Raw genomic sequence first — 18,837 nt, forward strand, 5'->3', positions numbered from 1 at the left:
TAAAAATAGGATAGGATAACAAGGATATGCTAATAGAATTTACAAAAATGCATGGGCTGGGCAATGATTTTATGGTCATCGATTTGGTGACCCAACGCTTAGAGTTGACCAAGGAATTGGTACAGCTGTTGGGTGATCGTCATTTAGGCATCGGCTTTGATCAATTGCTCGTCGTCGAGCCGCCGATGCGCCCCGATGTTGATTTTAGTTATCGCATTTTTAATACCGATGGCACAGAGGTTGAGCAATGCGGTAATGGCGCGCGCTGTTTTGCCCGTTTTGTGCAAGCGCGTAAACTGTCATTTAAGCAGCGCCTGCGCGTTGAGACGGCAAGCGGGATAATCTCCTTAACGACCGACCGTTATGGCTGGGTCGAGGTTGATATGGGTAAGCCCAAATTTGAGCCAAGTGAGATTCCCTTTACCCCAAGAGCGACGACCAAAATCCAAAATGCCTATCATCTAAACGTTAATGGTACGCCGGTGCAGCTTTATGTCGCCAATATGGGCAATCCGCATGCGGTCATCAGGGTTGATAATGTCCTAGAAGCTGATGTTGAGACCTTGGGTAAAGCCATCGAATCACATCCGGCCTTTCCAGAGCGCGTCAATGTCGGCTTCATGCAGGTCATGAATCAGCGTCATATCCGTCTGCGTGTTTATGAGCGCGGGGTCGGTGAAACCCAAGCGTGTGGCACGGGCGCTTGTGCAGCCGTGGCGGTTGGTATCCGTGAAGGTTGGCTTGATGAAGGCGAAGACATACGCGCGCAGCTTTATGGCGGCAGCATGATTATCAAATGGCAGCCGGGTTATTCTGTGATGATGACTGGGCCAACGGCGTTTGTCTATGAAGGGGTGTTTAGCCCAGATGGCTTAATGGCGCAAGCAGGCATTAAGCCTACTCCAGAAGGCTAATAGATAATGACGACAACGCCTAGCTCGAATATTCAGTCAAACATTACATCAAACACTAAATCAAACACATGGCTATCGGCAGAATTGGCAACAACCATCGAAGCAGATAGTACGCTACGTGAACTGCTAGCGCCAGTGCATCGTTGGCTAAATACGCTGTCGGTACGCAATCACTCCGAGCACACATTGGTGGCTTATTTTGCAGGTCTAAATCAATTGGCGCTGTTTTTACGCGGCAAACGTCTGACATGGACGCGTTGTGATAAGCGGCAGTTAGCCCAGCATATCAGCCAACGCCTAGATGAAGATAAGCTGGCACTGGCGAGCGTTCAGCAGGAGCTATCGGCTATCCGTCATTTTTATGGCTGGTTGATAGAAGAGGGTTTAGCGCGTATTAACCCGACTACGGGCTATCAGCTTAAGCGCAGCCCTAGACCGCTGCCGTCTATCGCCGATGTGGATTTATTGACGCAATTGCTTGACCAAGAAATCCCTGATACGCCAGAGCAGGCGCGCTTGTGGTTGCGTGATAAGGCAATGTTCGAACTGCTTTATAGTAGCGGTCTGCGTGTTGGCGAGTTGGTGGCGCTCGATATGGCCGATATAGACTTGGCTGATTTGCGCGTGCGCGTGACGGGTAAGGGCAACAAAACGCGCTTAGTACCTTTAGGCGTCAAAGCCGCCGAGGCGATTAAACGTTATCTACCGCACCGCAATCTTTGGGTAGAGCAGATGGACAATGCGTTGTTTATCAGTGAAAAGTTAGGTACACGTTTATCCACGCGGGCGGTGCAGCAGCGACTCAAAGTTGCGGCTACGCGGGCTGGGATTGCGCAAAATATGTATCCACATTTATTGCGCCACTGCTTTGCATCGCATATGCTATCTGGCAGTGGCGATTTGCGCGCGGTACAAGAAATGCTCGGTCATAGCGACATTAGTACCACGCAGATTTATACTCATGTTGATTTTGCTAAATTGACCCAAGTTTATGATCGCGCTCATCCGCGTGCGTCTCACGCGCAAAATGACGTTGAAATTAATTAAGCTCCGATTATTTCTTAAGCATTTAATCCTACATTTATGCCAAACGGTGACAGTCAAAGATTGGCATCTTTTGCCGTCCTTGCGCTTGTCCTGCTTTATCTAAGTTTGCTAATACCAAGGCATAATTTTTATTAGCAGAGTTTTTTAAGTCACTATCCTCATAGCTATTGATAATCGTGCCGTCATAAGCAGTAATCGTGCTATGTCCCCATGTTTGCCGACTATCGCCATTCTTATAAAGATGCTCACCACCTTGTGCGGCACCAATCACCATACACTGACTGTCTAATGCCCGCGCGCGTAGCAATAGCGACCAATGTGCCTGTCCCGTTAAATAAGTAAACGCCGATGGCGCACTTAACACCTCTGCGCCCGCCTGCCGTAATCGCTGCGCTAAGGCTGGAAAGCGTAAATCAAAACAGACCATCATACCGAGCTGATAAACGGCATCATTTGCTTCGAGTGGAACCACAACCGTTTGCGTGCCAGGCTCAAAAGTCGCCGCTTCATTATAGCTGCCTTTTTTATCGGCAACGGTTGCAGTAAATAAATGAATTTTGTCGTAGCGTGCCACACGCGTACCATCGGGCGCAAATAGCTGACTGACTTGACGTAGCCTTCCATCGGGCACGATGACGCCATCAGGGCGATAAGGGCAGGGCAGCGAGCCTGCTAATAGATAAATACCAAAAGCACGTGCATACTCGGCCATTGCGTCGGATAGTTCATCAAAACGCTCGGCAGTGGCAAACTGTCGACCCATGCTACAGCAGTTTTCTGGTAAAACGACTAACTGCGCACCTTGCTTGCTTGCCTCACTAATAGCAGATCTTATATCGGCTAAATTGGCTTCGATGTCTTGCTGACTGTTCATTTGTACAGCAGCAACGGTGAGTTGTCCGTTATTTCTTATCTCATTCATAGTATTATTCTCGATTTTTAAGCTTTATAGGGCTTTACTCTTAGTTATTTTTATTCTGTTATATTTAAAAGCTCGGCATCCCTGCAAAGCTATTGCAGTTTTATAAGGTGAACAAAAGCTAAAAATGGCTTACCTGAACAGAATATAAATTATCATAGCAACATTGTAGCAAAAAATGCTATCTTCATGACCTGATAGGCTAAAGCGCTTATTAGTGATGATAAGCGTTAATAAGCGCAGGCTTTAACCAGCATAACATATAGAATCTCACCACGATCGAAAGGTAAACAGTCACCCATGAGTATGTCGTTTGGATTGGCGACCACGCTAAATACCTCGCAAAAGCTAACCCCGCAAATGCAGCAAGCCATCAAATTGCTGCAGCTCTCTAGTCTTGAGCTTGCGCAGGAGGTACAGGCGAAGCTTGATAGCAATCCTTTGCTAGAGCGTGTGGAAGAGGATGAAGATGACTATGATAATTTCGACAGTTACGACAGTCATAAGGGTGAGCCGCTCAATGAGTTTGGCGAGCCATTAACGCTAGATAGTTGGAACCGAAATGCTAGCGTTGATTCGTTTGCTAAATCTACCCACTCTTTGGATGATGGTTTCGACTATTCTGACAATAGTAGTGATAGCTTAGATAAATTACAGCAAGCCAGTTTTGATGATGAAGCAATCGACAACCATACCGTAGAGGGCGACGATTATAGCGGTTTTGACAGCGGTAATTATGCCTCTGCCGCGATAGGTTCAGAGAGTCTTTCATCTCATTCGGCTAACGGCAACAATGAGGACTTTAATAGTTATCAGGGCAGTACCAGCGCCACCATTCAAGACCATGTACGCTGGCAGCTGAACTTTAAGCGCCTCTCCGAAACAGATACGCTTATCGCCGAATATCTCATGGATTCTATGGATGAGATGGGTTTTATACGCCTTGATATCGATGAGTTGTTACAAAGCTTTGATACCATCGCCAGCTTTTATCAATGGGACGAGCGCGTCGAGCACGATGAGGTCATGGCGGTACTGCGCATGATCCAATCGTGCGACCCGCTTGGCGTTGGCGCACGCAACCTCAATGAGTGCCTAGCGCTGCAATTGTCCAAGCTTGATACGAATACAAAATATCTTAAAGAAGCCCAAGCGCTTCTCTCAGCCAGTGAGCATTTGGTCAGCAATAATATCAAAGCCTTGACTGAACTCACCGGCCTCGCGCCTGAACAGATTACCCCCGCGCTTAACCTGTTACGTACGTTAAATCCATCACCTGGCCTACTATTTCAAAGCAGTCAGCCCGATTATATGCAGCCGTCAGAAAGCTACGATATTCCTGATGTATTAGTCACGCCGATTCGCCGCCACAATAGCAATCACACCACTGATAACAAAAATGGAAACGACACGACTGCGCAAATAGATGGCTGGCAAGTGCGCCTCAATCCTGAAACCTTGCCTAAATTGCAGGTCAATCAAGAATATGCCAATTTGGTCAAACGTGGCGATGACAGTCCTGACAATCAATATCTGCGCGAAAATCTCACCGATGCGCGCCTGTTTATTCGCAGTATCGAAGAGCGCAATCAAAACCTTTTAAAAGTAGCAACCAGTATCGTACGCTACCAGCAAGAGTTTTTGCAACATGGCGCAACTGCCATGCAGCCCTTGATTTTAAAAGCGATTGCCGAAGAAGTTGATTTGCACGAATCCACCGTTTCGCGCCTGACTACAAGCAAAACCATTTTGACGCCCCAAGGGTTGTTTTCCCTTAAGCATTTTTTCTCATCTCACGTCAGCAGTAGTGACGGAGACATCTCCTCAACCGCCATCAGCGCCATGATTAAACAGCTTATCGCAGATGAAGACCCGAAAAAGCCATTATCTGATAGCCGTATAAAAGATTTTTTATTCGCAGAAGGCATCGATATCGCCAGACGAACGGTAGCCAAATATCGTGAAGCAATGAATATCGGATCATCCACTCAGCGCAAACGAAAATATTAAATGTTGTCATTCAACGACTTATAAATGTCATACCACCAGAATTAAGCCAATTCAAACGTAAATAAAAAATAAAATTTTTTGATTATATAGAAACATTTATGAAACATCATTTTTTATTACATTTACTTACAATTTGATGGCTTGCTACTCTTTGGTTTTCATGACAAATTAGAGTCATACCAACAACGAAAACCCAGTATTGGTTTGGCCGATTTAGTTAATTTAACAAATGATAAAAATGTATTTTAATTTTTTATTTTAATAAAGGAGTAGAAGAATAAAGCAGTTAGCGAATAGAAAATGACAAGCCAAACTTTATGATAAGAAAGGTACTGGATGAATTATTGGTAAGGCAGCATGACAAAAGCTATAAAGCTAACTCACTGCTGATTGTACGTAATAATATAAGCAATAATAAAAGGACGATAATATGAATGTTTCTATCAGTGGTCACCATATCAGTGTTACCGAAGCCATGGACAACGCCGTTCGCGAAAAGCTTGTAAAAGTAGAACGTCATTTCGATCAGATTCAAAGTATTCAGGTAAAATTATCGCTAGATAATAGCGGCTCAAGTGAAGGTGGGAAAAAGACCCATAAAGCCGAAGCGATTATGCGAGTTGCAGGTCAAGAAATGTTCGTCCAAGCCTGCGAAGACGATATGTATAAAGCCATTAATGAGATGGCAGACAAGCTTGATAGACAAGTACGTAAATATAAAACCCGTCAGGATCGTAAGAAAACTCAAGGCCCAGGGCGCGATGAACGCTACGAAGAGCTGACAGTTGATGATGCAGCACCTGCCATGTAATGGGTTCGTCACTGCTCTAAGTAGTATTCACTACAGCAACCGATCTACATAGTAGCTGACTTTATTATTATGACTGTTTGATAAATATAGCCTATAAGATAATTATTATAATTGGCGTATTTACTAAGTAATCATATTGGAATGATAGCTCGTAAAGTTGCTTTATTTGTTAAGAGCACGACAAATAAAAAAGACCTCAACGTATCAACGTAAGAGGTCTTTTTTATTGCTTAATTTTTATCCATGAAAAAATTAGCGGGCTAATATTCGCTTAACCACCACCAACTGCTTGTACCACTTCTATATTCATACCTTCAACAATACGCATTTTATCAAGCTCACTTTTTGGAATAAGTTCACCATCGATTTCAACCGCATAGCGGCCTTTACTAAGTCCAAGCTCATTGACGACCATTTGGACGGTTTGATGCGTGGTCTGCAATTTTTTACCATTAACACTAATATTACTCATAATATGTGCTCCCTAAAAGCTAATAATCCTTTGTTACTCATCCATTGACCCATTTTGTTATTCAACTTAAGCAGTATGGCCTAAGCGAAATGTCGAGACCGCAAGCCATAGCCAACCGGCAATCATCAGCATACCGCCGATAGGGGTAATCGCTCCAAGCCAGCGCGGTGCCCCAAGCGTCATGGCATATAAACTGCCCGCAAAAATAAGTGCGCCGATTTGTAGCAGCCATGCTGTGGTTTGGGTCGTATAATTAAGGCGAATAAGAATACCAACGAGCAATAAGCCTAACCCGTGTACAAACCAATATAGAGTTGCCGTCTGCCACCATTCAAGCTGCTGGATACTGACCGAATTTTTAAGCCCATGAGCGCCAAACGCGCCCAAGGCGACGGCGATAGCCATATTAATAGCGGCGATACTTATCCAATTTAGCATGGTAAAACTCGTGTTATAAATAGGATTGTTATCATAGGTAAGTTTTAACTAACAAACTAAAGCTTATTGGATATCATCGGGCAAAATAACGCTATCGATGGTCATGGCTTCACGGATTTTATCCATGGCGTTTTTTTCGATTTGGCGTACGCGCTCTGCTGAGATAGAGTAAACCGCTGCTAGTTCATGTAAGGTTGATTTTTGCTCAGAAAGCCAGCGCTGCTCAACGATATCGCGTGAACGATCATCTAGCGTATCCATCGCTGCTAGTAGAGCCGATGAGTTGTTCTCTTCCCAGTCATCCTCTTCAACCATCTCTGCAGGGTCGATACCATCTTCTAAAAACAGCTGCGGCGCGTAGCGACCATCGTCATCATCGCTCGATTGCGCTTCAAACGACGCATCATACGAGGTCAAGCGTGACTCCATTTCTAGCACTTGTTTACGTGTTACATTTAAATCGTTGGCAATGGCATCGGCTTCTTCGAGCGTTAATTGGTTGTTGGTCTTTTTCAGGCTGCGTAAGTTAAAGAATAATTTACGGTGCGCTTTAGTAGTAGCAACTTTGACAATACGCCAGTTACGAATGACGAATTCGTGAATCTCAGCCTTAATCCAATGCACGGCAAAGGATACCAAACGCACGCCTTTATTAGGATCAAAGCGTTTAACCGCTTTCATCAAGCCCAAGTTGCCTTCTTGGATTAAATCGGCTTGCGGCAGACCATAGCCTGAGTAGCTACGGGCAATATGAATCACAAAGCGTAAATGCGACATAACCAGCAGACGCGCCGCTTCAACATCGCCCTCATCATAATAGCGGTGAGCAAGTTCTTGCTCTTGAGTCGGTGTCAAAATCGGAATTTGATGCACGGTATTAATATAAGCGCCCAAGTTTACGCCAGGCGCCGATAAATGTGTTGGCATAGCAGGCACTAAGTCACGGGTACGTGTGTCGCCAAGTGCGCTCGCATCGTAAGGCGGACGCGCCGCAGCGGCTTTCAAGGCCGCATCGCGTGCTTCGTTTTTTTCAGGTGCTGCGCTGTCTTTTTTACGGGTATTTGCAGCGTTATTAGAAGTATTAGCCATATTCTTGACCTTGGTTAAATAGATAAGCAATGAGTCAGATAAAAATCTTATAGTTATAATTGTAAAGGATAGCGCCGCTTAGTTGCTATCAGTTTTGGTAATGATGAAGTGATATATTGTATCAACAGCAGTACTGGTTTTTGTTCCTAGCATTTTGTCGCTACTTGCCGCTGTTGCTTGATTGATAAGCAATAATAAGGGATTTGCTGTGCCTGTTTGCTGGCTCTGCTGACAAAAAGCGCTGATATCAGCTTGTGAGTTTGGGTCCGTGGCAACGACATATAGCGATTCACCAACCGCTACTTCTCGTAGCGCCACTTTAGTTTTTAATAGCGGCATAGGGCAGGCAAGACCGCGCCCATCGACCATATTTTTAATTATGATTGGCTGTCTTTGCTCTGCGCTATCCGTCGAGTTAAGATTTTCTACTAAGTTAAGAGTATCTGCTGGCAATAAATCGAGCAGCTGCGTTATCGATTGCTGCTGCGCGTCAGATACGGTTTCGACAAAACAAATAGGATATGAGTCTCGTACAATGACAGATTGGTTATCAGTAGACATAAAATAAACCTTTAAAATATCAATGTTTGAGAAAGTATCACTTGTAGTCCATGGACAACAAGCGCTTACCACGACCTACTATTATAGCAAATTGCCACTACTCAATTGCAGTTGAATATAGTTATCATAATCATTGGTCAATCAGCATATCTAATAACAACCGGGCGATAGGATAAACTTTACATTTAATACTTCGCTTTATAACGCTTAAGTTTACACAAGCATGTTGCACAAGCGTGACGCGTGGCAGCGTTATTGGTAGCCAGATGCAGACGGCAATTGACCTTAACTAAACAAGCTCGTATAGTCAAAAAGACGTTAGGATTACTCGGATAGGATACGCACTTGTATTATTTTCATAGACCAGCATTGCTTAAAAAATCGCTGTTTAAAAGAACGCTAAAAACGTTAACAGGCGTTTTTGTACTAAAGGTGGGTATATCGGCTACCTTGCTGGCACTGGCAACTACTGCCAATAGTGCTGGCACGCAAGTCGCGCCATTTACTTACGGTTCATGGCAGACGTCAAGTGCTGAAGAATTAGACTTACCCAATTTGCGCGGGCAGGGGCTAAGCTTTGCTGAGCAATATGAAAATAAACTGCTTGGTGAATGGTCATTAAGAAACATCAATAGTCGCGCGAAGATGGAGCACGACCCTTGGATTTATGAAACCATAAAAGAGATGACGTGGCGGCTAAACGCGCAAGCTCGCCAGCAAGCGCCGCTAGGTTTGGTTATTATCGACAATCCTAGTATCAATGCTTTTGCAGCGCCCGGTGGGGTAATCGGGCTCAATACTGGAACGATACTGGCGGCAAGCAGCATGGATGAGCTTGCCAGCGTCGTTGCTCACGAGGTGGCTCATATTAGCCAGCACCATTATGAGAGCGGCGCGGATGAGCGCAAAAAAGCCTTGCTGATGCAAATAGGCGGCATGCTGGCAGCGATTGCAGCCTCAGCGGTCGATGGCGATGCGGCGGCGGCAGTCATGATGGGCAGCCAAACCGCTACCATGAATAGCAGCATGGCTTTTAGCCGTAGTAATGAGCGTGATGCCGACCGTGTGGGCATGCAAATCATGAACCAAGCGGGTTACGATCCACGCGCCATGCCGCGCTTTTTTGCAACCATGAATCAAAAAAGCCAATTGAACCAAACCGCCAATCAATTCCTGCCCAGTTTTGTGCGCTCGCATCCTTTGAGTAATGAGCGTTTAAGCGAATCGCAAAGCCGCGCCCAGCGTTATGATGCTCTGCCTTTATCCAAGCAGCAGCGCCATCAAGCGTTGTTTGATTTGCTCTATTGGCGCACGCAAAGCACCGGCGAGCATGTCTCTGAAACCGCGTTGACGACCGCTGCTAAAAATAGCGTTGGCGCAAAATTGGCGCTGATGTATTGGTATGGCGAGCAGCAGCGTTTTGGCGAGGCCAATGAGATATATACCGAGCTGTCAGCGCTACCCGCAGCCCAGCGGCAAGTATTGGAACCCTTATTGTCCATAACCCAAAGTCAAATTCTCACGGAACAAAACAAATGGCAACAAGCGGCTGAACTGCTTGAGAGTCAGCAGCGCTTATATCCTGAACGCCGCGACTTGCGTCTTTATTTAGCGGAAGCACTGACCAATAGCAATCAGCCAGCCAAGGCGCAAGCACTGCTTAAGCCACTGACCGAGCAGCAGCCAAGCGACCGCTATGCGTGGCAAAGCTTGCAATTGGCCAATGAAAAAATCGCCAAAACTACCGAGTCGCCGCAACTGGCAAAAATTGCCACCATCAATGCGCTGCGTTATCGCAGTCATGACCAGCTGTGGAGCGGACATTATGAGCGCGCGCTGACTTCCTTAACGCAAGCCAAGCAATTGACCGAGCAAATGCAAAAAACCGCGCAAGCGAGCAGCGCCCGACCGTTACTTGCCAGTATTAATGCGGAAATCAAAGCGGTAAAAACCGCCAAAGACTTTAAGCCTTAGGCGGTTGTTTGCTAGCTTGGGTCGATACGCAGATTAAGAATATATAACTTTTTTTAACTTCACTTAACCTTGCAGAGCATCTTTTACCAATTTAGAGATTAATGCAGGGTCAGCACGGCCTGCGGTTTTATTTTTTAACACGCCCATCACGCTACCCATATCGCGCATTGAGGTGGCGCCTTGCTCTTTGATTTCAGCATTCACCAAAGCGGCAAGCTCGGCATCATCCATTTGTTTTGGCATAAACTCATTGATGATATCAATCTCGAACTGCTCTTTGCTGGCCAAATCATCGCGGCCGTTTTCGGTAAAGATAGACAATGACTCATGACGCTGCTTGAGCTGCTTTTGTAGCACTTCTAATACTTGCGCATCGTCAAGTTCGGTTTGGCGATCAATCTCAATCTGCTTGACCACCGATTGGACGTTGCGCAGTACTTTGACGCGCTCAAGCTCACGCGCTTTCATCGAGGTTTTGATGGTATCTGATAACGTTTGTTTAAGCTGGCTCATTGTTATTATTCCTTATAAGTATGGGTAAAATAGTTTTTGGTAAGTGTTAAATAAAAATCTGCTGAGCATTTATCAGCAGCAATAACAAAAATTGTAGCATAAAAAACGCCACTGTTATTCATCGATAACAGTGGCGTTAGTGTAGCGCTGGTAGGTAGCTAATCGTATTGGTGATTAGTACATACGAGTGGTACGAATAGTTTCGCGTTGTAATTTTTTCTTATAACGCTTTACAGCAGCGGCTTTTTTGCGCTTGCGTACTTGCGTTGGTTTTTCATAAAATTCACGCTTACGTACGTCTGATAGAACGCCGGCTTTTTCACAAGCACGTTTGAAACGACGGATAGCGATGTCAACTGGTTCGTTTTCTTTAACCTTAACTGCAGGCATGAAATCTCCTTGATTAGGATGAGATATAAGGGCATTAGTTTGGCTGTGTATTAGTATTTAGCCGTAATATCTCAAGATTATCGGCATCAGCTCAAACTAGGATAGTCTTGCGCACTAGCACAAGGGCGCTTATTTTAATCAAAAACTGCAGTAAAGTCAAAGGCTTTAGCGTATTTATGTAAGATAAGGGCTTAAATAGAGGTCAAATAATAGACAATAAAATTTAATTGCACCGTACAAATATAATAAGATTTAACTGAAGGCGTGAGTGTTAATATTTTTAATAATCTTTTAACAAATAATCAATAAATTGTGGACAAAACAGCTGTTTAGCAATAACGGCTTATATGGAGTCTATGGTATCCTATCCTATACTCAGTCTGTCGCTCATATTTAAGCTGCTTTAAATTTCAAGATTTAGCTATTGAAACTAGACGCTTAAAAATATGCCTAGATAGACGTTACAAGGCTTTTATAGCTATTATTTTGAGGATCTTTGAATGAAAAATGGCATGAAGAAAACAACGATTGGTACTGCATTGTGGGCGACATTGTTTCTGACGATGGGCGTCAGTCTAAGTGCTTGTAGCAGTGACAAGGAAGAAGCGGGCACTGAATCAGGTGAAGTCTTAGCAAAAGATAAAGTCGATGAAGCTTCAGAACTTGCACGTGCAAACGCACCTGAAGCAGAAGATATGGACTTCCCAGAAACAGCGCCGATGCCTGCTGCTGACACGGCAGAAGGGACAGAAGAGGGTGCTACGGGTACTGACACTGCAGTAGCAGAAGATGGCGCAGCGACAGATGCGGCAGGAGATATGGCTACTACAAGTACTGATACAGAAGCGGCTACTACTGATAGTGCCACGACGACAAATACCGATGCAGCCGCTACGACTACTGATACGACTGAGCCTGCAACGAACTAATAGTATTTAGTAGCTATGAGTAATTAAGTAAGTAAGCCGCATGCTCATTTCATAATAGCGATTCATCATTGCCAGCGATGACTATTAATATGCCAGCTAAGATATTTAAGTTTATATTAACAAACTATAGATGAAGGATTAACTATGACTATGCAGCAAAATACAATGAAGAAAAAATCCGTTGCTAAATTGGCGCTCACAAGCCTAAGCTTGAGTGCACTTTTGGCATTGAGCGCTTGTAGTGGCGGCGACAATACAGCGGCTGAAGAGCCAGCTACTACCAATGAAACTGAAACGGTGGCTATAGAACCTGAAGCGCCTGTAACAGAAACCGAAGTGGTCACCCCTGAGCCTGCGGTTGAAGCAGAGCCTACGGAAGTACCTGTCGTAGAGGCTGAACCTGAAGCTGCTGCTGAACCAGAAGTGTTGGCGGCTGATGCTGGTGCTCAGCTGTACGAAAAGCAGTGTAAAGTTTGCCATGAGAATGGTTTGCTTGACGCACCGAAATTTGGTGATAAAGAAGCTTGGGCACCGCACCTTGCCAAAGACATAGAAACGTTACACATGCATTCTGCTAAAGGCTTTAATAAAATGCCTGCGCAAGCGGTTGGAGACGTCACTGAAGCACAAGTTCATGCCGCAGTTGATTATATGGTTGCTGCCGCTCGCTAATATTACGTATTGAAATTTGCTAGAATGACCGCCATTGTAAGCTAACAGTGGCGGTTTTTTATTAATGCTACAAAGCAAATATAAAGGCACATAGATGAAAGTATTGGGTTTAGAGACCTCCTGTGATGAAACAGGTCTGGCGATTTTTGATAGCGAGCAGATAGATAGCAATAATAAAGGCTTGCTTGGGCAAGTGCTGTATTCACAGATAGAGCTGCACGCACTTTATGGCGGAGTAGTGCCTGAGCTTGCCAGCCGCGACCATATTCGTAAGCTAGTGCCTTTATTTAACGAATTGCTAGAGCAGTGCGATATCACTAAAAATGAGATTGATGCGATTGCTTATACCAAAGGGCCGGGACTTATAGGGGCGCTGATGACGGGCGCATTATTTGGACGTAGCTTGGCTTATGGCTTGGATGTGCCAGCGATTGGCGTTCACCATATGGAAGGACACCTGTTAGCGCCTTTGATGGGAGCGAATCCGCCAGCGTTTCCATTTGTCTCCTTACTGGTTTCTGGTGGTCATACTTTGCTGATTGCCGCATATGGTATCGGGCAATATGAAATCCTTGGTGAGTCTATCGATGACGCGGCGGGTGAATGTTTTGATAAAGCGGCTAAAATGCTTGGTCTGCCATACCCTGGTGGACCAAATATTGCCAAATTGGCAGAAAATGGCAATCAAAATGCCTATGACTTACCGCGCCCGATGCTACATCGCGGTTTAGATTTTTCCTTCAGCGGTATGAAAACGGCGGTGCATAATCTTATCAAGGACACTGATGGCTCCGACAGCGATCCAAAAGTGCGCGCCGATATTGCGGCAAGCTTTCAACATGCAGTAGTTGATACGCTAGTGAAAAAATGCGTCAAGGCACTGAAACAAGTCGAGATGAGTCGCTTGGTGATAGCTGGCGGCGTCAGTGCCAATAGCCATTTGCGTGAGACGTTAGAGCGCGAGCTTGCTAAAATCAATGCGACCGTCCATTACGCACCGCCAGCGTTATGTACCGATAATGGAGCAATGATTGCTTATGCGGGTTACGAGCGTTTGCAAGCCGGTCAAGCAGATGATTTGGCTGTTAGCTGTGTCCCACGTTGGCCGATGACCGAGCTGCCTGCGCTATTATAAATGCTATCTTATACTTAACCTATTAAACTTTATCTTACTTAAGGATAGCTTATGCAGTGGCTTGCAATTGGATTAGGTGCTGCTATTGGTGCTTGCCTGCGAGGCTGGCTGGCGCGTTTTAATCCGCTGCATCACTGGATACCGCTTGGTACGCTTGGCGCTAATGTCTTAGGTGGGCTATTGATAGGGCTTGCCTTGGTGTGGTTTGAACGTGTAGGCAGCGGCTTGTCTCCCAATATTAGACTGTTTGTGATAACTGGTTTTTTGGGCGGACTGACGACTTTTAGCACCTTTAGCGTCGAAGTATTTACCTTTATTCATAATGGCAAACTACTGGCGGGCTTAGGGTTGATTGGGCTACATGTGGGGCTGACGTTATTAGCAACCGCAATTGGCTTTTATTTGTTTAAGTTGGTTTTGTAAGAATAAAAACTCAGCAATAAAAAAGAGCTGTATTAATGTTTAATACGGCTCTTTTTTTAAACGACTTTTTAAAAAAGCACTAGCTATACCGGTTTTACAATTCCTTCTAATAAACTGGCAAACCCTTGCATATAAGCAATATCTTGGCTTGCGGTGCGGGTTGCCGCATAAAGTTGGCAGTAAACGCCTTTACCGAGCGGCCGCGAAACCACCCAGCCTTTTTTTTCATACTCGCTTACCACCCAATCAGGCAGTGCCGCCACCCCGCGTTCACTTGCCACCAATTGAATTAGCATCGCCGTGAGCTCGGTGGTACGAATCGCTTTAAAACTGACCGCTTCTGGGGTCATAAAATTGGCAATGATATCGAGGCGCTTAGCTTCCACCGGATAGGCAATCAAGGTTTCAGCAACCAAGTCTTGGGCATGAATAAATGGTTGCTCAGCCAAGTCGTGAGTCGGCGACAGCACCAAACGGCTCTCGTACTCAAACAATGGCTGATAACTGATACCTTCTATCGGTAAATTACTGGTGGTAATCAATAAATCGATATCACCTTCTTGCAGTAAATGATGCGGCTCAGGCTCAAAACCGGTGGCAAAATCCAGCTCAACATCTGACCATTCGCGGCGATAATGATTGAGAATGGGCATCAGCCAATCAAAGCAGCTATGACATTCTGACGCTAAGCGCAATCGACCCGCTTGACCATGAGCTAAGCGTTTTAAATTGGCTTTGGTGCGTGTGACCTGCGGCATGATACTGTCTGCCAGCGCCAGTACCGTTTTGCCCGCTGGCGTAAAGGTCAGCGGACGCGTGCGCCGATTGACCAAGCTAATATCGTAGTAATTCTCTAACTCTTTTAACTGATGCGAGACCGCAGAGGCGGTGACATGCAGCTCATCGGCAGCAGCGGCCAATGATCCATGGGCTCGCAGCGCAGTTAGCGTATTAAGATGACGAAGCTCTAGCATAAAATAACCTAACCACTGACGTTAAAGAAATAGGAAAATAGGTGTTTATAATTTTGAAAAATCATAGGCACTTTTTGCCTAAAATTACATTGCCATTATTTTACCGTAAAAATTAAAACTAGCGCCGACGCAGCAGCAATTGCGAGATTACCACCAAAACTAATGAAGCGACCAATAAAATGGTCCCAATCGCGTTGACCTCAGGTTTAAGTCCCACGCGCACCATAGAATAAATACGGAGCGGTAAAATCTCATAGCTAGGACCGGTCACAAAGGTCGATACCACCACATCATCAAGCGATAAGGTAAAGGCAAGTAACCAGCCAGCCATCACCGCAGGAAAAATTACTGGAATCAACACCGTACGTACCATTGTTGATTCGCTAGCACCTAAATCTCGCGCCGCTTCCATCAAACGCTCGTCTAAACTGCTTAAACGCGCAAACACAGTGATAACGACAAACGGTAGGCAGAAAGTAATGTGCGCTAGTAATAGCGAGACAAAACCAAGCTGCAGGCCGATTAATAAAAACAGCGCCAATAGCGATATCGCTAGGACAATTTCAGGTGACATCATCAGCACAAATAACAGGCCATTGAGCAGCCCTTTACCGCGAAAGTCATAACGATGTAGCGCAAGCGCCGTTAATGTACCGATAACGGTCGAAACCGTAGCCGCAACCAAGCCTAAAACAATAGAGTGCCAAAAGGCATCAAGCATCGCCTGATTATTCAGTAGCGACTCGTACCACTTTAAACTAAAGCCGCCCCAGTTATAACCAATTTTTGATTTATTAAATGACATCACTACCAAAACAATGATGGGCAGGTATAATAAAATATAAATTAGACTGAGATAGCCTTTGGCGGCAATATTACCTAATTTGATAGAGCGTTTATTTTTAATTGGAGTACTATTCAGTGAACTATCAGACATTAGGCCACCTCGTTAAAGTCAGTCTTGCCAATACGGCGGCTACTGGCACGATAAGCGAGTAATAATACCGCCATCGCAAGGGTCAATAGCACACTAGCGGCGGCACCAAACGGCCAATCACGCGCATCTAAAAACTGGTTTTTGATAATATTACCAACGAGTAAGTTACGTGAGCCGCCCAAGATATCGGCGACATAAAACATCCCCATCGCTGGTAGTAGTACCAACAGCACCCCGGAGATAATCCCCGGTGTGGTTAAGGGTAATACCACGTGCCAAAAGGTTTGGCGCTTTGAAGCACCCAAATCTTGCGAGGCAAGCAGCATATCATTACGCAAATCACTGAATACCGCATACAGTGGCAGCACCATAAAGGGAAATAACAAATAGGTTAAACCGGCAATAACCGCGCCTTGGGTATATAGAATATCAATGGGCGCATCGATAATACCAAGTGTTAATAAGGATTTATTAATCAAACCATTGCTGGCAAATAATAGTTTTAGCGCATAGGTGCGCACCAAAGAGTTGGTCCAAAATGGCAATATCAGCATAAGCATCAATAGTGGCTGCCAGCGTTTATCCACTCGAGAAACAAACCAAGCAAAGGGATAGCCAAGTAATAAGCAAATGACTGTGGTGATACCCGCCATCCATAATGAATGCACAAAGACGTCAAAATAAAGCGGGTCAATCATGCGCACGTAGCTGTCGAGAGTGACCGGTAAACTAATAAAAGCGGTGCTATCACGGGTCAAAAAGCTGACGGCAATCACCAGTATATTTGGCAATAGCGCAAAAATGAGCAGCCAACCCCAAATTAGCCATAGCGTGGCCGTACGAAAAGGGCTTTTATTACTCAAGTTTTTATGACTTGATTTTTTATTACCTACGTTAGGACGTGCCATTAGCTGATATCCTTTTGGGCAACTAATTTACTAGGGCTATTGTTTATCCCGTTATCAATGCCGCTAGCAAGCGTATCTTCTTCTGGCAACACCCATTCCCAGCCATCTACCCATGACACTTTAACGCCTTCATTAAGCTTATAATCAAAACTTGGGTCATCTTCATCAAAGAATTCCGAGGCTTTAATAATATGGCCGTTGGTTAGCTCAATAATCGAGTCTAAGGTACTGCCTTTATAATTACTTTCAATCACCCGCCCCAGTAAGCCGCCATGTTCTTTATCATTGGGGTCATAGATGCGTAAATCTTCAGGGCGCAATAGTAAGTTAACGATATCACCAACTTGCACGTCATTGGCAAAGTCAGGGCGGCGCAGATTGCGTAAGGTCGTCGGCCCCTCTTGCGCTTGTGCTTCGCAGACCTCGACCTCAATACGGCCATTGGTCACGCGCCCATCACGATCGGGCTGCTCAGGGTAGACGCCTTTGACTTCCGCTTTAAACAAGTTGGTTTCACCGATAAATTTGGCGGTAAAGAGATTGGCAGGGGTTTCATAAATCTCGATGGGCGTACCAATTTGCTGAAATCTGCCGTCTTTCATTACCGCAATGCGATCCGACATCGACAGCGCTTCTTCTTGATCGTGGGTGACAAAGACAAAGGTAATACCAAGCTCACGTTGTAGACGTTTAAGCTCAGATTGCATTTGCAAACGCAATTTATGGTCGAGCGCCGATAAGGGCTCGTCGAGCAATAATAGCTTAGGACGATTAATCACCGCGCGCGCAATCGCCACGCGTTGCTGCTGACCACCAGATAAATCTTGCGGTCGGCGATTGGCAAGGTGTTCAAGTTGTACCATCGCCAGCATCTCACGTACCCGCGTTTGTATCTCATCTTTTGGCACTTTTTTGAGTTTAAGCCCATAAGCGACGTTTTGCGCCACCGTCATATGTGGAAATAACGCATATTGCTGAAACACAGTATTGACCGGACGCTTATCCGCTGGCAAGCCTGCCATTTGTATGCCATCAAGATAAATCGCCCCTGCATTTGGCTGCTCAAAACCCGCAATTAAGCGCAGCAAAGTCGTCTTACCGCAGCCTGATGGCCCAAGCAAGGTGATAAATTCGCCATGTTCAATATCAAGGTTAATATCCTTTAACACTTCGGTTTGATCATAAATTTTTTGGAGACCAGTCAGTTGCAGCAGCGCCTTGTCACTATTAGGCGACAAAGGCGCGGTTTGCAGGTTTACATTCGTTTCGGTCATAAGGTTGATTCCTAAAACACCAAATGCGCAGCAGCACTAAAATAGTAGATACTGGCAGCAATTTGCATGTTGTTAAGTCTGGCGATAAGCGTTGGCTATATATACAATCTGGTTGCTGGGTATTATAACAAACCCTTGTTATAAGTCAGTGCAAGTTCGTTATTGGTTGGTTTAGGTTGTTAAAAAAATAATGAGCTAAATGCTTGGCTGCAAATTTCTTGTCTTGAAATGCTTTGGCTTGCAATGCTGCCATCTTACAATAAAGAATTTTTACCATTTTTTTGCCTTGCTTGCGCTACAATAATTTTATGTGTGCCACATACAAGGATATTTGCAATAGCAAACGGCTAAGTTTAAGAGATAAGCTTAAAAGATAAGCATAGCTGAAAGCTGTATCTTAAAGTAGAAAACAGAATGCTAGCGCAATTTATAATTTAAACCATTTTG

At 44.9% G+C, this 18,837-nt stretch carries 20 protein-coding genes; 9 read left to right on the plus strand and 11 right to left on the minus strand.

What is annotated here, in order from left to right:
• Nucleotides 1–26 precede the first annotated feature (26 nt).
• On the plus strand, nt 27–914 hold the full coding sequence (gene dapF / locus JMX70_RS05295; RefSeq protein ID WP_144297846.1) for a diaminopimelate epimerase: 888 nt from the start codon (nt 27–29) through the stop codon (nt 912–914).
• 6 nt (nt 915–920) lie between these two features.
• Nucleotides 921–1,961 carry a tyrosine recombinase XerC gene (locus JMX70_RS05300; RefSeq protein ID WP_201590203.1) on the plus strand — a complete coding sequence of 347 codons (1,041 nt, stop codon included), beginning with the start codon at nt 921–923 and terminating at the stop codon, nt 1,959–1,961.
• A gap of 34 nt (nt 1,962–1,995) precedes the next feature.
• Here the strand turns inward: JMX70_RS05300 and JMX70_RS05305 are convergent, their stop codons facing one another.
• Nucleotides 1,996–2,883, minus strand: a complete 888-nt coding sequence (locus tag JMX70_RS05305) for a carbon-nitrogen hydrolase family protein (protein ID WP_201590205.1) — start codon at nt 2,881–2,883, stop codon at nt 1,996–1,998.
• A gap of 297 nt (nt 2,884–3,180) precedes the next feature.
• Here JMX70_RS05305 and JMX70_RS05310 point away from each other — a divergent pair, with 297 nt between their 5' ends.
• Both JMX70_RS05310 and hpf read left to right on the plus strand, forming a co-directional pair.
• The gene (locus JMX70_RS05310) at nt 3,181–4,890 is read left to right on the plus strand and encodes an RNA polymerase factor sigma-54 (RefSeq protein ID WP_201590207.1); all 1,710 of its coding nucleotides are present in this window, start codon (nt 3,181–3,183) and stop codon (nt 4,888–4,890) included.
• A gap of 430 nt (nt 4,891–5,320) precedes the next feature.
• Complete coding sequence (gene hpf / locus JMX70_RS05315) at nt 5,321–5,701, plus strand: ribosome hibernation-promoting factor, HPF/YfiA family (RefSeq protein ID WP_102077023.1); 381 nt, start codon at nt 5,321–5,323, stop codon at nt 5,699–5,701.
• 271 nt (nt 5,702–5,972) lie between these two features.
• Here hpf and thiS read toward each other — a convergent pair whose 3' ends face one another.
• The 4 genes from thiS to JMX70_RS05335 form a co-directional block, all read right to left on the minus strand.
• On the minus strand, nt 5,973–6,173 hold the full coding sequence (thiS, locus tag JMX70_RS05320) for a sulfur carrier protein ThiS (RefSeq protein ID WP_102077024.1): 201 nt from the start codon (nt 6,171–6,173) through the stop codon (nt 5,973–5,975).
• Nucleotides 6,174–6,239: 66 nt separating this feature from the next.
• Nucleotides 6,240–6,611 (minus strand): DUF423 domain-containing protein, encoded by a 372-nt coding sequence (locus tag JMX70_RS05325; protein WP_068406292.1) that lies wholly within the window; start codon nt 6,609–6,611, stop codon nt 6,240–6,242.
• A gap of 63 nt (nt 6,612–6,674) precedes the next feature.
• Nucleotides 6,675–7,538, minus strand: coding sequence for an RNA polymerase sigma factor RpoH (rpoH, locus tag JMX70_RS05330; RefSeq protein ID WP_197488882.1), 864 nt, complete (start codon nt 7,536–7,538; stop codon nt 6,675–6,677).
• A 240-nt stretch (nt 7,539–7,778) separates the two neighbouring features.
• On the minus strand, nt 7,779–8,261 hold the full coding sequence (locus JMX70_RS05335) for a sulfurtransferase TusA family protein (RefSeq protein WP_068406298.1): 483 nt from the start codon (nt 8,259–8,261) through the stop codon (nt 7,779–7,781).
• A gap of 432 nt (nt 8,262–8,693) precedes the next feature.
• On the opposite strand from JMX70_RS05335, the gene JMX70_RS05340 reads away from it, so the two are divergent.
• Complete coding sequence (locus JMX70_RS05340; RefSeq protein ID WP_227514957.1) at nt 8,694–10,235, plus strand: M48 family metallopeptidase; 1,542 nt, start codon at nt 8,694–8,696, stop codon at nt 10,233–10,235.
• Between the two features lie 63 nt (nt 10,236–10,298).
• On the opposite strand, the gene JMX70_RS05345 is transcribed toward JMX70_RS05340, so the two are convergent.
• Nucleotides 10,299–10,748: a GatB/YqeY domain-containing protein gene (locus JMX70_RS05345; RefSeq protein WP_068406303.1), complete on the minus strand. Its 450-nt coding sequence runs from the start codon at nt 10,746–10,748 to the stop codon at nt 10,299–10,301.
• A 174-nt stretch (nt 10,749–10,922) separates the two neighbouring features.
• Nucleotides 10,923–11,138, minus strand: a complete 216-nt coding sequence (gene rpsU / locus JMX70_RS05350) for a 30S ribosomal protein S21 (RefSeq protein WP_010195908.1) — start codon at nt 11,136–11,138, stop codon at nt 10,923–10,925.
• A gap of 500 nt (nt 11,139–11,638) precedes the next feature.
• Between rpsU and JMX70_RS05355 the strand changes: the two genes are divergently transcribed.
• From JMX70_RS05355 to JMX70_RS05370, 4 genes are all read left to right on the plus strand, one after another.
• On the plus strand, nt 11,639–12,067 hold the full coding sequence (locus tag JMX70_RS05355) for a hypothetical protein (RefSeq protein ID WP_225211566.1): 429 nt from the start codon (nt 11,639–11,641) through the stop codon (nt 12,065–12,067).
• 144 nt (nt 12,068–12,211) lie between these two features.
• Nucleotides 12,212–12,739, plus strand: coding sequence for a c-type cytochrome (locus JMX70_RS05360; RefSeq protein WP_068406307.1), 528 nt, complete (start codon nt 12,212–12,214; stop codon nt 12,737–12,739).
• 94 nt (nt 12,740–12,833) lie between these two features.
• Nucleotides 12,834–13,874, plus strand: a complete 1,041-nt coding sequence (gene tsaD / locus JMX70_RS05365) for a tRNA (adenosine(37)-N6)-threonylcarbamoyltransferase complex transferase subunit TsaD (protein ID WP_144297840.1) — start codon at nt 12,834–12,836, stop codon at nt 13,872–13,874.
• A gap of 51 nt (nt 13,875–13,925) precedes the next feature.
• A complete protein-coding gene (locus JMX70_RS05370) occupies nt 13,926–14,297 on the plus strand; it encodes a CrcB family protein (RefSeq protein WP_201590209.1) in 372 nt (123 codons plus the stop codon).
• 83 nt (nt 14,298–14,380) lie between these two features.
• Here the strand turns inward: JMX70_RS05370 and JMX70_RS05375 are convergent, their stop codons facing one another.
• The 4 genes from JMX70_RS05375 to potA all read right to left on the minus strand — a co-directional run bounded on the left by JMX70_RS05375 (nt 14,381) and on the right by potA (nt 18,390).
• Nucleotides 14,381–15,271, minus strand: coding sequence for a LysR family transcriptional regulator (locus tag JMX70_RS05375; protein ID WP_200662499.1), 891 nt, complete (start codon nt 15,269–15,271; stop codon nt 14,381–14,383).
• Nucleotides 15,272–15,389: 118 nt separating this feature from the next.
• Entirely contained in the window at nt 15,390–16,208 is an 819-nt protein-coding gene (potC, locus tag JMX70_RS05380; protein WP_144297837.1) for a spermidine/putrescine ABC transporter permease PotC, read from the minus strand.
• A complete protein-coding gene (potB, locus tag JMX70_RS05385) occupies nt 16,208–17,116 on the minus strand; it encodes a spermidine/putrescine ABC transporter permease PotB (protein WP_198328838.1) in 909 nt (302 codons plus the stop codon). The genes potC and potB overlap by 1 nt, the downstream gene beginning before the upstream one ends.
• A complete protein-coding gene (gene potA / locus JMX70_RS05390) occupies nt 17,116–18,390 on the minus strand; it encodes a spermidine/putrescine ABC transporter ATP-binding protein PotA (protein ID WP_227671171.1) in 1,275 nt (424 codons plus the stop codon). Before potA ends, potB begins: the two co-directional genes overlap by 1 nt.
• Between the last annotated feature and the right edge of the window lie 447 nt (nt 18,391–18,837).

Source organism: Psychrobacter pulmonis (genome assembly GCF_904846465.1).
GTDB classification, from domain to species: domain Bacteria; phylum Pseudomonadota; class Gammaproteobacteria; order Pseudomonadales; family Moraxellaceae; genus Psychrobacter; species Psychrobacter faecalis.

What these genes read in the sequence shown, in the direction of transcription:
- dapF (WP_144297846.1), top strand. Translation starts at nt 27, where the DNA reads ATGCTAATAGAATTTACAAAAATGCATGGGCTGGGCAATGATTTTATG.
- JMX70_RS05300 (WP_201590203.1), top strand. Translation starts at nt 921, where the DNA reads ATGACGACAACGCCTAGCTCGAATATTCAGTCAAACATTACATCAAAC.
- JMX70_RS05305 (WP_201590205.1), bottom strand. Translation starts at nt 2,883, where the DNA reads ATGAATGAGATAAGAAATAACGGACAACTCACCGTTGCTGCTGTACAA.
- JMX70_RS05310 (WP_201590207.1), top strand. Translation starts at nt 3,181, where the DNA reads ATGAGTATGTCGTTTGGATTGGCGACCACGCTAAATACCTCGCAAAAG.
- hpf (WP_102077023.1), top strand. Translation starts at nt 5,321, where the DNA reads ATGAATGTTTCTATCAGTGGTCACCATATCAGTGTTACCGAAGCCATG.
- thiS (WP_102077024.1), bottom strand. Translation starts at nt 6,173, where the DNA reads ATGAGTAATATTAGTGTTAATGGTAAAAAATTGCAGACCACGCATCAA.
- JMX70_RS05325 (WP_068406292.1), bottom strand. Translation starts at nt 6,611, where the DNA reads ATGCTAAATTGGATAAGTATCGCCGCTATTAATATGGCTATCGCCGTC.
- rpoH (WP_197488882.1), bottom strand. Translation starts at nt 7,538, where the DNA reads ATGCCAACACATTTATCGGCGCCTGGCGTAAACTTGGGCGCTTATATT.
- JMX70_RS05335 (WP_068406298.1), bottom strand. Translation starts at nt 8,261, where the DNA reads ATGTCTACTGATAACCAATCTGTCATTGTACGAGACTCATATCCTATT.
- JMX70_RS05345 (WP_068406303.1), bottom strand. Translation starts at nt 10,748, where the DNA reads ATGAGCCAGCTTAAACAAACGTTATCAGATACCATCAAAACCTCGATG.
- rpsU (WP_010195908.1), bottom strand. Translation starts at nt 11,138, where the DNA reads ATGCCTGCAGTTAAGGTTAAAGAAAACGAACCAGTTGACATCGCTATC.
- JMX70_RS05355 (WP_225211566.1), top strand. Translation starts at nt 11,639, where the DNA reads ATGAAAAATGGCATGAAGAAAACAACGATTGGTACTGCATTGTGGGCG.
- JMX70_RS05360 (WP_068406307.1), top strand. Translation starts at nt 12,212, where the DNA reads ATGACTATGCAGCAAAATACAATGAAGAAAAAATCCGTTGCTAAATTG.
- tsaD (WP_144297840.1), top strand. Translation starts at nt 12,834, where the DNA reads ATGAAAGTATTGGGTTTAGAGACCTCCTGTGATGAAACAGGTCTGGCG.
- JMX70_RS05370 (WP_201590209.1), top strand. Translation starts at nt 13,926, where the DNA reads ATGCAGTGGCTTGCAATTGGATTAGGTGCTGCTATTGGTGCTTGCCTG.
- JMX70_RS05375 (WP_200662499.1), bottom strand. Translation starts at nt 15,271, where the DNA reads ATGCTAGAGCTTCGTCATCTTAATACGCTAACTGCGCTGCGAGCCCAT.
- potC (WP_144297837.1), bottom strand. Translation starts at nt 16,208, where the DNA reads ATGTCTGATAGTTCACTGAATAGTACTCCAATTAAAAATAAACGCTCT.
- potB (WP_198328838.1), bottom strand. Translation starts at nt 17,116, where the DNA reads ATGGCACGTCCTAACGTAGGTAATAAAAAATCAAGTCATAAAAACTTG.
- potA (WP_227671171.1), bottom strand. Translation starts at nt 18,390, where the DNA reads ATGACCGAAACGAATGTAAACCTGCAAACCGCGCCTTTGTCGCCTAAT.